This is a genomic window from Cesiribacter andamanensis AMV16, from assembly GCF_000348925.1.
GTDB lineage: Bacteria > Bacteroidota > Bacteroidia > Cytophagales > Cyclobacteriaceae > Cesiribacter > Cesiribacter andamanensis.
Map to the genome: position 1 here is coordinate 1 of NZ_AODQ01000111.1, position 14406 is coordinate 14406.

The window sequence follows — 14406 nt, forward strand, 5'->3', positions numbered from 1 at the left end:
CGGGGAGCTGCTGGAGAGCAGCATCCGGATAAACTTCCGCGGGGGCTGCTCTTACCGCCAGGTGGCTGCTGCCCGTCCACTTTGGCGAGTTTGGTGGCCTGCTTACCCGCATCATCTGGTGTGTGGCAGGTTTTTTGCCCGCTCTGCTGTTCTGGACCGGGCTTAAAATCTGGTGGGGCAGGCACCGAAAAGACGCAGCCAGGCGCCGGGGCCCCATCCCTTTCCCTAACGAACAGGAAAAAGCACGTGCCCTGCACTAGCGGCCAGCACCAGGTGGTTAAACAGGGGGTAGCAAGTGCTCCGGCAGTTCCCGGATAGTAACCCAATCTCCCGGCTAATACCAGTTTGGCTAAAAAGCCAAGCGGGGGGCGTTTGCTACACCACGCATGCCACGAGCAATTCGTGGCATGCGTCAGCAGATGGCTAGTATGAGGGGGTATGGAAGGAGCTTTACATTACTTAGGATCCCTGCTTACAACACAAACCGGTACGTATACTTGATCAGAAAGATATTGTGCGGGGGCACATCCAGCAGGCCTTCGGATAGCCCGTTCATCTGGTAGGTCCTGTTGAGTGGCAGCATGCCGGAGCGGCCCTGGTTCCAGACCAGGAATAGGGTAGAGCCGGGTATGTACTCCCAGCGCAGCACCATGTTGGAGCGAAATTCTACGAAGTTAAAATCCGGATTGCCGATCTGGTAATCGGTGCTGCCATCCCGGTTCTCATCTATGTAGTACAGCTCGGTTTCCCGGTTGTAAAAGAGTTGATCGGGCCCAAAAGTCGTAAAGCGCTTGCTATACGCGGCATCTTTGGGGTTGGTGATCTGCTTAAACTGGCTGAAGTGCCCCTTGGACATAAAAGGCTGGCCCCAGAACTGCAGCGAGAGATCCGGGGTAAGTATGTAGGTGAAGCGCAGCTCCAGGCCAACGGTTTGCTGGTCGATGGTGGCGGTTAGGTAGCGGTCCTGGCCCTGCAGCTGACGGGTGGCCACATACTGCTGCTGGTTTTCATTAAAGGAGAGATTGGCGCCCAGCGAGAGGTTCAGCGCATTGATGGGGCGGTACGACATACCGCTGTAAAACTCCTGATAGCGGCTGATACCCTCCCAGCCCCAGCGGTTGTAGTGGTTAAATTCCATGCTGAACTTCTTGCGCCTGTCCGAGCCCAGCCAGTACCAGTAGTTGAGGCCGCCGGGATAGCGGATGCCCGGGCCACCCCTTAGGTCGGCATTGGAGATGGATTCGCCCTCAAGAGTGCTGCCCATGCTCAGGGCCCAGAAGTTCTTGAACTGGGTGTGGCCGTTCACATTTACGGCCCGGTAGGTGTTGGTGCCGCCAAAATCAAAGCTCAGGTACTCATTGGCATTTACCCGCAGCCAGCGAAAGGCCGAGAAGGGCTGCAGCTTGCGGTACTGCGCCCACACCCACTGGTGCAGCAGGTCGGAGCTGCGCAAAAAGCCGGCATCGTTGAGGGCCAGCCCGGGCGAGCGCCAGGTAAGGCCGGTCTGCATCACCAGGTCGCCGCTGGTCTTGCCAAATTTAACGGTTCCACTGGTGCCGCTCAGGGCGGTACGGGTGGGGTCTACTTCTACATGGTCGGCATCGGGCCGCTGAAAGAAGCGCTCACTGGCCCGTTGGGTGCGGGTGATGGCCTCGGGGGTGCCCCGTACGTTGCTCAGCGTAAAATTGCCGGCGATGTAGTACTTGCGGTCCTTGAGAAAATGCTGCACATCCAGCCCGCCGGCGTAAGCATCTTTGTGCAGGTACTCCAGGTGCTGATGCTCTATCTTGCGATTCACTGCGGTGATCATACCGCCAAATACGGTCTTTCCCTCCTTGAGGTCCTGCTGAAAGCGGCCTACCAGAAAGTTGGTAAGGGGTTCTACGGTGCGCTCGCTGCGCTGGCCGGCGGCATCAATCTCGGCTCGCTCTTCGGCCGTAACGGTCTCCAGCAGGCCCCAGGAAAAGCCCTTCTTGTTCTTGCCCGTCAGCTTTACAGCCCCCAGTATGGTTACATTATCCGGCACCCGGGCCCATTCGCCTTCCTGCAGGCTGGGGTAGTGGTGGGGGCGCGCGCCAATGCGGCGGGAGTAAAACAGGTTGTCGCTGTTAAAGCTGCCGCCCGCTACCGATTCGGTCAGGGGCGAGGTGAGGATGTTCTTGCCTTCCAGAAAAAAGGGCCTGCGCTCGGGAAAAAATACCTGAAAGGCGCTCAGGTTTACCTGCGAGGGGTCGGCCTCCACCTGCCCAAAGTCGGGGTTAATGGTAAAGTCCAGGGTAATGTCGCTGGTGATGCCCACTTTGCCATCTACCCCCACGCTCAGTGAACGGTCCCGGCCGCTGGCGAAAGGGTTGCCTTCCTGGGCCTGGTAGCGATCGGCCTTGGCCAGTACAAAGGGCTGGATTTCCAGCTGCTTTTGCGGTTTGATGCCCTCCAGGCCCTGCAGCTCGCCAAACAGGTGTACCCAGCCCGGCGCATCGGGGGGTATGTACTGCCAGACGGAGCGCTCCTGTTCCCGAAAGTTCAGGCGGCTTATCTGAAAGCCCCAGGTATGCACCGCTTTGTTGGCAAAGCGCAGCTGGCTTAGGGGAATGCGCATTTCGGCCACCCATCCCTCGGCATCCACCGAGGTTTTGAGGTACCAGATGGGGTCCCAGCCCGCATCCCAGACATCGCCATTGTTAGAGATGGCCTCATCGCCCTTGACGCCCGATACGCTGGCAGTAAAGGAAAAAGCGGTGCGGTGGTCAAAGTAGCTGTCAATGTTCACCTCCACCCAATCGCCATCAAAACCATCCCGGCGGGACATGCGCCGGACGATCTGCTCAGGGTCGGTATCATAGGCCCGAATGGCTACATAGAGGTTTTTGGCATCGTAAAGTACCTTAAAGGCTGTTTTTTGGGTGGCTGGGGCTCCCTTGTCTGGCTCCCGCTGGGTAAAGTCGCCTCCCCATTCCACGGCATCCCAGGCGGCATCGTTTAGCAGACCGTCAATGTCAGGGGGTGTAGTAGCCGGGGCCGTGGTGTACACTTTGCGGGGAATGGAGGCTTCTTGGGGGCTAGTAGCTGATTTTTCCTGCGCCAGCAATGGGCCAGCCAGCAGCGAAAAAATGGATAGGGTGTATAGGAAGCGCATCATCTGCTTTAAAAATGGGGTGAGCGATTAGGGGTAAGCATCAGGGAGCAAAGCACTAAAGGTGCTAAAATGCCGGCGGTATCACTAGTAGTAATGTGATAGACGGTCGATACCGGATTTCATTACAGCCTGCGCATGGATAAATGCAAAATTTTGCTGCCCTGAGCGGAGCCGCTACTTAGCGGGCCTGCATCAGCGGCCGCAGCAGCAGACGCAAGAGCAGGCCGGCCGCCAGCAGCGCAAGGCCGGCGCCAATGGTCTTTAGGGAGAGAGAAGCCGCCAGGGCCAGGCAAAAGAGCAGGCCCAGCAGGGGAATCCAATTGGGATACAGCTTGTGTTGGCGCTGCATGCGCAGGGCTGCCAGGTTGGTGATGCTGTAGTAGAGCAGAATGGTAAAGGAGGCCGCCGAAATGATAAACTCCAGGCTGCCAAACAGGCTTAGCAGCATGATAATGCCCCCGCTCAGGAAAATGCCGATATGAGGCACCTGATGGCGAGGGTGTACCCGCTCCAGCAGGGCGGGCAGGTCTCTCCGGCGGGCCATCGCATACAGCATGCGGCTGATGCCCAGCAGCTGGCTTAGCAGCACCCCCAGCATGGCCGTGGTGGCGCCTATGCCTACCACCAGCAGTACCCCTGGCAGGGAAAAGGCCCTGGCGGCTTCACTCAGGGGGGAGCTGCTGCGGCTGAGGGCATCGGCGCCTACCCCTGCAACCGCCACCAGCGCTACGGCGGCATAGAGCAGCACCGAGCTTAGCAGGGTAATGATCACCGCCCGGGGAATGGTGGTGCGGGGGTCCCGCACCTCTTCGCCCAGGGTAGCAATGCGGGCATAACCGGTAAAGGCAAAAAAGAGCAGGGCAGCCGCCCGGGCAATGCCCTGCCAGCCCTGCGGAGCAAAAGGGCGCAGGTTGGCAGGGGTAAAGGAAGGGATGCCGGCAAGTATAAAGTAAAGCAGCGCAGCAAGGGTAAGGCCCACAATGAGCAGGTTGAGCTTCCCGGCTTTTTTGATGCCCCAATAGTTGGCTGCCATCAGCAGCAGGGTGGCGGCCACCGCAGCCCCCCTGGGTGGTATGCCTGGTACCAGTGCCGCCAGGTAGGTGCCAAAGCCCAGCGCCACTACCCCGCCGGCCGATAGCTTGCTGGCCAAAAACATCCAACCTGCGCTAAAGCCCAGCCAGGGATTGAGCACCCGGTAGCCATATTCGTAGGTGCCGCCTGCCTGTGGATAGGTAGCGGCCAGCTGGGCCGAGCTAAGGCCGTTGCAGCTGGCGGCCAGGCCCGCCATGAACAGCCCCAGCAAAAAGGCCGGACCGGCCACTCCGGCAGCTACCCCTGTTACCACAAAAAGGCCGGCCCCAATTACGGCGCCCAGGCCTACGCCTACGGCATCCAGCAGTCCCAGGTCCCGTTTTAGTACGCCCTTCAGGGGTGCATCCGGCTGCTTCATCCTACAGTTTTGTGTTGCAGGGCACCATCGGCCGACCAGCGGCCACCCCCTTTGATGAGCAGGAAAATACTGCCCAGCAGCATGGCCCAGTCCGTGCGGCTGCCGTGGAGCATGGCCCAGAAGCCTTCATTGGCAAACAGATCGGCCTTGGTGGTGCCCAGGGCCACCAGCATGATGATGATCAGGGGAATGGCGGCCAGGCGGCTAAGCAGGCCCAGCAGCAGAAGCCCGCCACAGGCCACCTCAAAGCTGGCTACAAAATAGGCCAGAAACTCCGGCTCCGGCAGCCCGATCTTTTCAAAACGCCCTACCCCCCGCTGCGAGGGAAACAGAAACTTCTGAATGCCCTCCGAAAGAAATACCACCCCCACCATCAGGCGGATGAGCAGGGTAGTAGGAGCGGAATCGGTTCTGAGCAGGGCCTGGATCATGGGAGTGCGGGCTGAGTGAATGGACTAAACGTAACTCATGGATACGATTTTCTAAAGAGGCTGAAAAATGGCACGAAAATCCCCCTTCGCCAAGGGGGATTTCGTTCCTTATTGCTGCTGTAGAGAACTAGATTAATCCATAAATCGCATTAAAATAGCAAAAAATCAGGCAAAGGCGCCAGTTGCCCAGCCTGCTTCGGCAGCCGGGAAACAAAAAATCTTATAAAATGGTCTCAGCCGGCCAGGTAAAGCAAAAGCGGCTGCCCTCGCTGCTCAGGCGAGGGTCCTCTATCCAGATCTGTCCGCCCTTTTCCAGAATGATCTTCTTAACAATGGCCAGGCCAATGCCGGTGCTCTCTACCCCCTCCAGCTTGTGCAGTACCGAAAAGAGCTTGAATACTTTTTCCCGCTTGCTGGCCGGAATGCCCAGACCATTGTCTTCTACATAGTAGTAAAAATTTCCCTTGCTGTCGGTAGGCTCATAGCCAATGGTAATGTGGCCCGCCTCCTTGTCGTTATACTTGATGGCATTGATGATCAGGTTACTGAATACCTGGTAGATGAGGATCTCCTCGGCATAGATGATGGGAAAATCGGGCTCAATCTCGATGCTGAAGGTTTGTGGGCGGCTGAGGCCCGCTACCAGTTCTTCCAGCAGCTTGTTAAGGTTTACCTGGGTTTTGTCCAGCTTTTCATGCCCGGTGCGGCTGTAGGTAAGCACATTCTCAATGAGCACCTCCATTTTCTGCAGCTGGTTCTTCATCATCTCCATGCTTTCTGCCGGATTGTGCATTCTGCCCTTTTCCATCAGCTGAATAAGGGCCTTCATGTTCCGCAAGGGGGCTTTCAGGTCATGCGATACAATGTGGGCAAACTCATCCAGCTCCTCATTACGTTTTTTGAGCAGTTCGTTCTGCTGGGCGCGTTCGTTGGAGAGCTGCTGGTTGCGGGCGTTTTGCTGCTCCAGCCCCAGGTTCAGGGACTGGATCTCCTCCAGCTGCTCCTGGGTCTGGGCCTTGCTGAGGCGCAGCTCTTCCAGGGTCTTTAGCAGCAGGTCGTTCTGGCGCTTGAGCTCATCGTAGGGCGAGGTGGGCGCCAGCTGGCTGAAGTGCTTGCGCCAACCGGCCAGGATCATGTGGTTGATGGGGGGATGGTTGGCCGTAAGCCGCCGGCCTATGCGCACACAAGTGCCGCTGCCCTCGCTGCTGCTCATCTCAAAGCGGTCCGACAGGCGCTTGCAGTTGTAAATGCCGGTGCGCTGGCCATCGGGCTGGGTGCTGATCTTTTCCAGCAAAGCGCCCAGGTCCCGGATGCCCGGACCGGTATCGGTCACCACGGCTTCTACATAGTAATGGCTTCCTTCTTTGCTGATGTAAAAAGCCACGCTGCCCCCGCCGGCGTGGCTAAGGGCATTGCGCCCAATTTCCGATACTGCGGTGGCAAACTTGGTCTGCTCGGTAAAGTTCAGGCCCGAGAGCTCGGCCAGTTGCATAGCCTTTTTGTAGGCCACCACCAGGTCCAGTTCCCGGTCCAGGCTTACGTCCACAATGGATTTTTGTACCTTTTCTTCCATCTTAGTCCGGATGTTTGCTTACGAGTATGGTGATGTCATCGGTGCCCCGGTTATAATCCCGGTACAGGCAGGCGGCAATCAGGCTGGGGTCATGCTTTTGCACCTGCGGGTACCTGCCCATATCCCAGCGGGAAAGCAGACCATCGGAGTGCAGCACCAACAGCTTGCCCCGCTCCCAGGCCAGGCGCTGGTCATGGATGCGGGAGGAGATGGCATGCCCCACAATGCCATTAAAGGAAGTAAGCACCTTGGTGCCCTCAAAGCCCAGCAGGCGGCCGCTAATGTTGCCAACCCCACAGTAGTGCAGCTGGTGCTCTTCCCCTTTGTAGGTTGCTGAAAGTGCTACAACTCCACGCGTTCGTTTAATGGACTGGTGGATTTGCTTGAGCAGCAGGCTCTGGTCGTCACCCCCTTCAGCCGCAAACACATCCAGGGCGGCATTGGCGGCCAGGTGCGCTTCCGGGCCATGGCCCAGGCCATCCACAACCAGCAGGCGCAGCTGCTTTTCTTCAGGATCATAGTCAAGCTGGTAGCCATCGCCGCATACTTTTTCGCCGCTTTTGGCTACCGAGATCACCCCTGCGGAAGCTAGCTGCTGCTCAGCAAGGGGGTACTCTTCTGCAAATAGCCGCACCAGCACAATGGTGCCCAGCCCGGGCTGTGAGTAGAGGTCAAAGAAATCGGAAAGGCGCCTGATGGCACCCAGGCCCTGGCCGGCAGTGCCGGAGGTAGAGTAGCCGTCTTCCAGCGCCCGGCTGGTGTTGGCAATGCCGCTGCCGCCATCAATGGCCAGAATTTCAATGGCGCCCCGCCCCCCCTGCAACAGGGGTTTCCAGAGCAGTTCCCGCTTTTTAACCCCAAACTTTAGCAGGTTGGAGAGCAGTTCGCTAACGATGATATCAAGCCGGCCAATGCGCTCGGGAGCAAAGCCCAGGCTTTCGGCCGAGCGGGCAATCTCTTTTTTAATGATGCTGAGGTAGCTGCGGTCTTCGATCCGGTAGCGGGTGTGGGTGGCGGCGTTACCGTTTCCAGCGGATAATTGTAACGGTTGTTCCATGCCCGGGTGTTGATTGTATGTCGAAAAAATTTACCAGCCGCTTGGCTCCCGGCAGCCCCAGGCCCAGGCTTTTGCCCGTAGAGTAGCCATCCTGCAGGGCTTTCTGCACATCAGCAATGCCTGGCCCCTGGTCCTTAAACGTTACCCGGATGCCGGTTTGAAGGCGGTCGCTCACCACTTCTATGAGCACCTCGCCCTTTTTGGCATACACCAGAATATTGCGCACCAGCTCGCTGGAGGCCGTAATCAGCTTGGTCTGGTTCAGCAGGCTCATGCCTATTTTGGTGGCATACTCCTTAAGGCGCTGCCGGAATAAGATCACATCTTGCTCAGTCCCGATCTTTAGGGTTTCCTTATTCAGGCTGATCATCGTCATCTTCCTCTGCCCTGGCGGCATCGCTATGGGCATTCAGGCCAATCTTTTCCTGCAGCAGGGCCATGCCCTTTTCCACATTCAGGGCGGTGTGTACCCCGGCCAGCGGCAGGCCCAGCTCTACCAGCGTAATGGCCACGGCAGGCTGCATGCCCACTACCACCGTTTCGGCATCCATGATGCGGGACATGGTGGCAATGTTGCCAATGATGCGGCCCATGAACGAGTCTACAATGGATACCGCCGAGATGTCGATCAGCACCCCCCTGGCTTCATGCTTGCTTACGGCATTCACCAGGTCATTTTCCAGGTTCAGGGCCAGGCGGTCGTACATATCTACCTGTATGGTTACCAGCAGAAAGTGACCAAACTTTAGGATGGGTATTCTATCCATGGGCAGGCCTTAGGGTTTTGCTTTGGCTTTTACAACAGACAGCTGCTGGCGGGAAAAGGCGGTTTGCAGCGCGGCGGCCAGGCTGGCCTTGGTCTGTACGCCCAACAGGTCAATGCCCAGGTGCACAATGGTCTGGGCAATCTCGGGCCGTATGCCGCTAATGATGCACTCGGCGCCCATCAGGCGGGCAGCGCTTACGGTTTTGATCAGGTGCTGGGCTACCAGGGTATCTACCGTAGGCACGCCGGAAATATCCAGGATGGCAATGTTGCTGCTGGTATTCACAATTTCCTGCAGCAGGTTTTCCATGATGATCTGCGTGCGCTCGCTATCCAGCGTGCCAATGATGGGCAGGGCCAGAATGCCTTCCCACACCCGAATCACCGGGGTAGAGATCTCGTTGATCTCGTTGGTCTGGCGCAGGATCACTTCTTCGCGCCCCTTGATAAAGGCCTCCAGGGTACTAATGCTCAGGCTGTCCAGCAGATCGGAGATCTTCAGGATCTCGCTGATGAGCAGCGCCTGGTCCTGGGCCAGCTCCTGCTGCAGCACTTCCACAATGGCCCGCTTGAGGCTTAGCACAAAGGTGGCTGTTTCGCGCGGACTGAAGCCTGCATGGGCCCGGGTAACGGACAAACTATTGAGAATATCCAGCACGGGATAATACTCCTGACTGTCGATGTCGGTATAGTTACCGGACCGAATTGCCTGGTTGAACGAATCCAACAGCTCCTCTGACTGCCCATGCAATTCTTGGTTGGTCATTAGATCTTCCCGCAGGGTAGGGTCCTGGAGCTGGTTGTTGATCCAGGTTTCGAGCACAAGCTTTTTGCGCTTGTTCAGGATGTCAGAAGTTTTACTTGCCATGTAGGAAATGAAAAGATAAATGCGTCTGTGAGGGATGGTATAAATTAGAGGGTATACGGAAGATAGGGTAAAGGTATGCGCTTACGGCTTTATGGTGAGAAAAATGCTCAAATACTCCCTACCATCGCCCGGCAATGATAAAAAATAATTCAGGAAAATACGGCCAATTTTGACGAATAGTTTCGATAAAACACAGCAAAATCTTAAACGCGGCCCTGAGAGATAGGTTACGTTCAGTAAACCTAAACTGGAGAGTCCTTAAATTGTTGGCTGCCTGTGCAAAACCGCTCCCGGCACAGGGCCTTTCCCATATAAGTGTGCAACAGCAGTGCCCGGGTAGAGCCGGATGATCGGAGCTTGATGATAAGCAAGACGCACTTCAGCTGATCCGTTCACCCGGCTGTTTGCCGAAGGGGGCTGCCTGCTCCCGCAGCTGAGCTCCGGTGCGCTGGCTCAAGCACCGGCTTGGCCCGGAGGGCAGGCTTGGATAAATTCAGGTTTTAATTGATTTTCAGGAAAATAGGTGGTATCTTCCTTCAGGAAGTAGGGCACATACCCCTGAGCCGCTGCTACCCCCCCTGCCCGTACTGCCCCTCCACTTTTTAACCCCTTTGTACAATGGGAGAGGCTATTCTATCTCTTGACTCCGGCCATGACGTGCGCAGCGCCTTTATCGGCCACTTACTGCACGACATTGAGGCCCTGGAACGCATGCTGGCCCTGGGCATGCTGGAAACCGGCATTACCCGCATTGGGGCTGAGCAGGAGTTTTGCCTGCTCAATACCCACTGGCGCCCCTCCCGAAAGGCGCCCGACCTGCTGCCGGCCCTGGCAGATCCGCATTTCACTACCGAACTGGCACGCTACAACCTGGAGATCAACCTGGATCCGCTCACCCTGGAAGGGCAGTGTTTTAGCCGCATGGAACAACAGCTTACAGCCCATCTGCAGCTGGCGCAGGCGGTAGCCGCGCAGGTTGAGGACCGGGTGCTGCTCACCGGTATTCTGCCCACCATTACCAAAAACGAGCTGGGGCTGGACTTTATGACCCCTCTGCCGCGCTACCGGGCCCTGAACAACGCCACCCGGACCCTGCGGGGCAAAGATTTTGAGCTGCGCATCCGGGGACTGGATGAGCTTTCCATCATTCATGATTCGGTACTGTTTGAAGCCTGCAATACCAGCTTTCAGCTGCACCTGCAGATTGCGCCTGAGGATTTCATTGCCAGCTACAACTGGGCGCAGGCCCTATCGGGACCCCTGCTGGCCGTATGCACCAATTCCCCCCTGCTGCTGGGCCGGGAGCTCTGGAGCGAAACCCGTATTGCACTCTTTCAGCAAAGCATAGATACCCGCCGCTCATCCTACGCCCTGCGCCACCAGCGGCCCCGGGTAAGTTTTGGTACCGACTGGGCCAGGGGCTCCATTGCCGATATTTTTAAGGATGATATTGCCGGCCACCCGGTTCTGCTTTTCAAGCCCATCGATACCCATTCGCTGGAGGAGCTGGAGCGGGGGCAGACTCCCAGGCTACCGGCCCTAGCGCTGCACAACAGCACCATTTACCGCTGGAACAGGGCCTGTTATGGGGTAGGAGGGGGCAAGCCGCACCTGCGCATCGAAAACCGCTACCTGCCGGCCGGGCCCAGCGTGCAGGATGAGATTGCCAATTTTGCCTTCTGGGTAGGCATGATGGTAGGGCGCCCCCCTGCCTTTGATGAGCTGGCCACCCGTATGGATTTCCGGGATGTGAAGGCCAACTTTATCAAAGCAGCCCAAACAGGCAAAGAATCGGTGATGCTCTGGGAGCATGAGCCCATACCCGCGCAGGAACTGGTACTTAAGCAGCTGTTGCCCCTGGCCCATGCCGGTTTACAAAAGGCCGGCATTCAGGCGGCCGATAGCGAGCGCTACCTGGGCATCATTGAAAAGCGTACGGCCGGCGCCACCGGTGCCCAATGGGCCGTGCGCAATTTCCGTACCCTTCAGAAAACCCATAAGAAAGATGATGCCCTGACCATGCTCACCAAGGCCATGTACAAAAATCAGCAGACGGGCCGGCCGGTGCACGACTGGCCGCCGGTAGATCCGGAGCTGGAGGCCCATGAAGCGGCCTGTCTGGTGGGCCACATCATGAGCACCGAGCTGTTTACGGTAAAAGACCACGATCTGGCCGACCTGGCCACCAGCGTAATGCGCTGGAAAGGGATTCACCATGTGCCGGTAGAGAATGCCACCGGCGAGCTCTGCGGCCTGCTTACCTGGACCCACCTGCAGCGCCACCAGGCCAGGAACGGTGATACCGGCCAGTGCCTGGTGGGCGACATTATGGCCCGGGACCTGATTACGGTACGAACCGAAACCAGCATCAAAACCGCCATCGCCCTGATGAAACGTAATACCATTGGCTGTCTGCCCGTGGTGCAGGATCGCTGCCTGGTGGGCATACTTACCATCAAGGATGTACTCCCCTACGATCATGGCTAAGGTGTACAGCAAAGCGCTGGATCAAACCCTGGAGGTAGATCGCTACATTGGCCGGCTGGAAGGTACCCTGCCCGGGCCTTCCGTAGTCTTTACGGCCGGCATGCATGGCAATGAGCCCTCGGGGGTGTTTGCGCTCAGGCGAATGCTGGACTGGCTGCAGGCCAATGCCGTACCCCTCAGGGGCAAGGTGTATGCGCTGGCCGGCAACCTCTGGGCCCTGCAGCGGCAGGAGCGCTACCACCGCCAGGACCTGAACCGGCTCTGGACGGTCGGCCGCATCCAGCGCCTGCAGCAGGGGCAGCTGCTGGCCGAAGATGAGGATGCCCGCCAGCAACAGGCGCTCTGGGGCTGCCTGCAGCAGATTCTGCAGCAGGACAAGGGGCCTTTTTACTTCATGGACCTGCACACCACCTCCTGTGAGACCATCCCGTTTCTGCTGCTCAACGACAGCCTGCTCAACCGCCGTTTCACCGCCCAGTACCCCCTGCCCATGATCCTGGGCATTGAAGAATACCTGGAGGGACCCCTGCTCAGCTACATCAACGAGCTGGGCTATGTAGCCTTTGGCTTTGAAGCCGGCCAGCACGATGATCTTTCTTCTATCGAGAATCACCAGGCTTTTAGCATGCTCTCGCTGGTGTTTGCCGGCTGCCTGAAAGGGGGAGATATCCCCTTTGCCCACTACTGGGGCATTCTGGCCAAGCATACCCGGGGGGTCAGCGATTTTTGGGAGATCTTTTTCCGCTACCGGATCCGGGAGGGGGAGCAGTTTGCGATGGTGCCCGGCTATGTCAATTTTCAGAAGGTGCACAAGGGCCAGCAGCTGGCCAGCAGCAATGGCCGGCCCATCCGGGCCGATCGCACGGCCCGGGTCTTTATGCCGCTGTACCAGAGCCAGGGGAGTGAGGGCTTCTTTGCCATCCGCAAGGTGGCGCCCGTTTTTTTGCGCCTCTCGGCGGCCATGCGCAGGCTGGGGATGGATAAGCTGCTGCCCCTGCTGCCGGGCATCCGCTGGATAGGGCCCGCACGCGATGCCCTGAGGGTAGACCACCGGCTGGCGCGCCTCTATTCCCGGGACCTGTTTCACCTGCTGGGCTACCGCAGCAAACGGTTAAAGGGGCGGCCAGTAGGCAGCGGCCGCCCGGCGGGCAGAGCCCATTACATCCTCCGAAATAGGGAAGCGGCCTCCCGCGATGCTGAGTATCGGGAGGCGGATTGGTACTGATCACTCCTGCCTGCGCACTTGGGCAAGGCTTACTGTGCCTGCACCATGGGGGTTGCACTCCAGGAGCCGGGGGCCAGATGACTGGCCAGCGTTTCTACGTCTACCGGAGTGCGCAGCTCGGCAAAGCAGCTTTCGGTTTCCTGAATGCGCACCGTGAGGGTATGGATGCGGTGTGCGGCCAGCTCGGCAGCTCCCTGCTGCAGCAGGTAATCGGTAATGTAGCGGCACATATTCTCGGCCGTGGAGTCATAAGGCAGCAGGTAGAATTTAGAGTCCAGGTGATCAATGGCCTCTTTGAGCCGCACATCGTCCCGGGCAATAAGCGTGGCATGGTCCCAGGCGGCAATGAGTGGCTTCAGAACCTTTTTCAGGACCTTAAAGTCCATGAGCATCCCCTTATCGCCGGTGGGCCCTTCTACCTCAACCCACAGCACATACGAATGGCCGTGCAGGTGCTGGCAGCCTTCGGTATGCCAGGCAATGCGGTGTGCGCCTTCCCATCTGAACTTCTTTGATACCTTCATGCTGCAAATTGGTTAGCTTTGTGGTAGCCATCGGCTGAAAATCAGTGCAAAGATTGTACATAACCGCCACCTCTGCCAGCAGTTTTCCACAATTTTTTCGGCCCTGGAGCCGGGCTTTTTTGCCCGGGGCTGTTGCCCGTACTCCCCCTCGACCCGGGCAGGCTCTAGCGTGCAGCTGTGGGCCAAAACCCCAGGCAGGAGTAGAATCTTTCCACAGCTGTGGCCATACTCCCCTGCTTTTTTCTAAGTATCTGCCGGTAAAAAAGGCTATGCTGCAACATGAGGGCCTTTTTTCTGCTGTGGCGCTGTTCTGGCACGTTCTTTTCCTTATAGGTGGGCAGAACCCCATTTTTTTGCATACCTCTAGATGAAAACGATTGTCCTAAGCATTTTTTTCGTGGGCCTGGGCAGCATCAGTGCCTTTGCCCAAACCACCCCCAACAAAGCAGCAGCAGAAGAAGGCGTCTATACCCTCACCATGGACAGAATGTCCGCTACGGTTGAGGAGGCCGACCGCCGCAGCATCAGCACCACTAAATTACCCGAAAGGATTGTGGAACAGCTCAAGTACAGCCCTCTGGCCGGGCATGCCATTGTAGGTGCCACGGAGATCATGCCCCCCTTTGGGGAGGAAGAAGATGTGCAGTACGAGCTGGTGCTTCAGGAGAGCCGGCCCGGCAAATCAGGGCTGCTGCTGGTACGCTATGACTTTTTTGGTAAGCTGATCTCCCAAAAAGAAGTACCCAACAAGCAGGCTGCCCCTGTGGGTACTGCTGCTGCAGAGGGAACAGCAGAAGTGGAAACTGCCGCAGATCAGAAATAGGGGGGCTGAGTCGCCCACGGCTAGTCGCCCACGGCTAGTCACCTAAAGTGCCTACCGTAAACGCCT

Annotated in this window: 11 protein-coding genes and 2 pseudogenes; 4 read left to right on the forward strand and 9 right to left on the reverse strand. The window is 57.8% G+C overall.

Translation table 11 applies throughout. The features are described from left to right. Positions 1-56 precede the first annotated feature (56 nt). A pseudogene (locus ADICEAN_RS23935) lies at positions 57-260 on the forward strand (PepSY domain-containing protein); the annotation flags it as partial. Positions 261-472: 212 nt separating this feature from the next. Here the strand turns inward: ADICEAN_RS23935 and ADICEAN_RS16335 are convergent. The 8 genes from ADICEAN_RS16335 to ADICEAN_RS16370 form a co-directional block, all read right to left on the reverse strand. Then, complete coding sequence (locus ADICEAN_RS16335) at positions 473-3139, reverse strand: DUF5916 domain-containing protein (RefSeq protein WP_009196755.1); 2667 nt, start codon at positions 3137-3139, stop codon at positions 473-475. Positions 3140-3314: 175 nt separating this feature from the next. Continuing rightward, entirely contained in the window at positions 3315-4586 is a 1272-nt protein-coding gene (locus tag ADICEAN_RS16340) for an APC family permease (protein ID WP_009196756.1), read from the reverse strand. Further along, positions 4583-5017 (reverse strand): DoxX family protein, encoded by a 435-nt coding sequence (locus ADICEAN_RS16345; protein WP_009196757.1) that lies wholly within the window; start codon positions 5015-5017, stop codon positions 4583-4585. Before ADICEAN_RS16345 ends, ADICEAN_RS16340 begins: the two co-directional genes overlap by 4 nt. 220 nt (positions 5018-5237) lie before the next feature. Further along, positions 5238-6590 (reverse strand): sensor histidine kinase, encoded by a 1353-nt coding sequence (locus ADICEAN_RS16350; RefSeq protein ID WP_009196758.1) that lies wholly within the window; start codon positions 6588-6590, stop codon positions 5238-5240. A 1-nt stretch (position 6591) separates the two neighbouring features. Continuing rightward, a complete protein-coding gene (locus tag ADICEAN_RS16355) occupies positions 6592-7647 on the reverse strand; it encodes a SpoIIE family protein phosphatase (protein ID WP_009196759.1) in 1056 nt (351 codons plus the stop codon). After that, positions 7610-8023: an anti-sigma regulatory factor gene (locus tag ADICEAN_RS16360; protein ID WP_009196760.1), complete on the reverse strand. Its 414-nt coding sequence runs from the start codon at positions 8021-8023 to the stop codon at positions 7610-7612. Before ADICEAN_RS16360 ends, ADICEAN_RS16355 begins: the two co-directional genes overlap by 38 nt. After that, positions 8001-8414: an STAS domain-containing protein gene (locus ADICEAN_RS16365; protein ID WP_009196761.1), complete on the reverse strand. Its 414-nt coding sequence runs from the start codon at positions 8412-8414 to the stop codon at positions 8001-8003. The genes ADICEAN_RS16360 and ADICEAN_RS16365 overlap by 23 nt, the downstream gene beginning before the upstream one ends. 9 nt (positions 8415-8423) lie before the next feature. Further along, positions 8424-9281, reverse strand: coding sequence for an STAS domain-containing protein (locus ADICEAN_RS16370; RefSeq protein ID WP_009196762.1), 858 nt, complete (start codon positions 9279-9281; stop codon positions 8424-8426). A 2181-nt stretch (positions 9282-11462) separates the two neighbouring features. On the opposite strand from ADICEAN_RS16370, the pseudogene ADICEAN_RS23940 reads away from it, so the two are divergent. Together ADICEAN_RS23940 and ADICEAN_RS16380 are read left to right on the forward strand one after the other, a co-directional pair. Further along, positions 11463-11768 (forward strand): annotated as a pseudogene (locus tag ADICEAN_RS23940) (CBS domain-containing protein); the annotation flags it as partial. Then, positions 11761-12993 carry a succinylglutamate desuccinylase/aspartoacylase family protein gene (locus ADICEAN_RS16380; protein WP_009196764.1) on the forward strand — a complete coding sequence of 411 codons (1233 nt, stop codon included), beginning with the start codon at positions 11761-11763 and terminating at the stop codon, positions 12991-12993. The pseudogene ADICEAN_RS23940 and the gene ADICEAN_RS16380, both read left to right, overlap by 8 nt. Before the next feature lie 29 nt (positions 12994-13022). Here ADICEAN_RS16380 and ADICEAN_RS16385 read toward each other — a convergent pair whose 3' ends face one another. Continuing rightward, positions 13023-13517: a 6-pyruvoyl trahydropterin synthase family protein gene (locus ADICEAN_RS16385; protein WP_009196765.1), complete on the reverse strand. Its 495-nt coding sequence runs from the start codon at positions 13515-13517 to the stop codon at positions 13023-13025. 367 nt (positions 13518-13884) lie between these two features. On the opposite strand from ADICEAN_RS16385, the gene ADICEAN_RS16395 reads away from it, so the two are divergent. After that, positions 13885-14340: a hypothetical protein gene (locus ADICEAN_RS16395; protein WP_009196767.1), complete on the forward strand. Its 456-nt coding sequence runs from the start codon at positions 13885-13887 to the stop codon at positions 14338-14340. Positions 14341-14406 lie beyond the last annotated feature (66 nt).

Coding starts and splice junctions, on each gene's coding strand:
- ADICEAN_RS16395 (WP_009196767.1), top strand. CDS start 13,885: ATGAAAACGATTGTCCTAAGCATTTTTTTCGTGGGCCTGGGCAGCATC.
- ADICEAN_RS16350 (WP_009196758.1), bottom strand. CDS start 6,590: ATGGAAGAAAAGGTACAAAAATCCATTGTGGACGTAAGCCTGGACCGG.
- ADICEAN_RS16345 (WP_009196757.1), bottom strand. CDS start 5,017: ATGATCCAGGCCCTGCTCAGAACCGATTCCGCTCCTACTACCCTGCTC.
- ADICEAN_RS16385 (WP_009196765.1), bottom strand. CDS start 13,517: ATGAAGGTATCAAAGAAGTTCAGATGGGAAGGCGCACACCGCATTGCC.
- ADICEAN_RS16380 (WP_009196764.1), top strand. CDS start 11,761: ATGGCTAAGGTGTACAGCAAAGCGCTGGATCAAACCCTGGAGGTAGAT.
- ADICEAN_RS16355 (WP_009196759.1), bottom strand. CDS start 7,647: ATGGAACAACCGTTACAATTATCCGCTGGAAACGGTAACGCCGCCACC.
- ADICEAN_RS16335 (WP_009196755.1), bottom strand. CDS start 3,139: ATGATGCGCTTCCTATACACCCTATCCATTTTTTCGCTGCTGGCTGGC.
- ADICEAN_RS16340 (WP_009196756.1), bottom strand. CDS start 4,586: ATGAAGCAGCCGGATGCACCCCTGAAGGGCGTACTAAAACGGGACCTG.
- ADICEAN_RS16365 (WP_009196761.1), bottom strand. CDS start 8,414: ATGGATAGAATACCCATCCTAAAGTTTGGTCACTTTCTGCTGGTAACC.
- ADICEAN_RS16360 (WP_009196760.1), bottom strand. CDS start 8,023: ATGACGATGATCAGCCTGAATAAGGAAACCCTAAAGATCGGGACTGAG.
- ADICEAN_RS16370 (WP_009196762.1), bottom strand. CDS start 9,281: ATGGCAAGTAAAACTTCTGACATCCTGAACAAGCGCAAAAAGCTTGTG.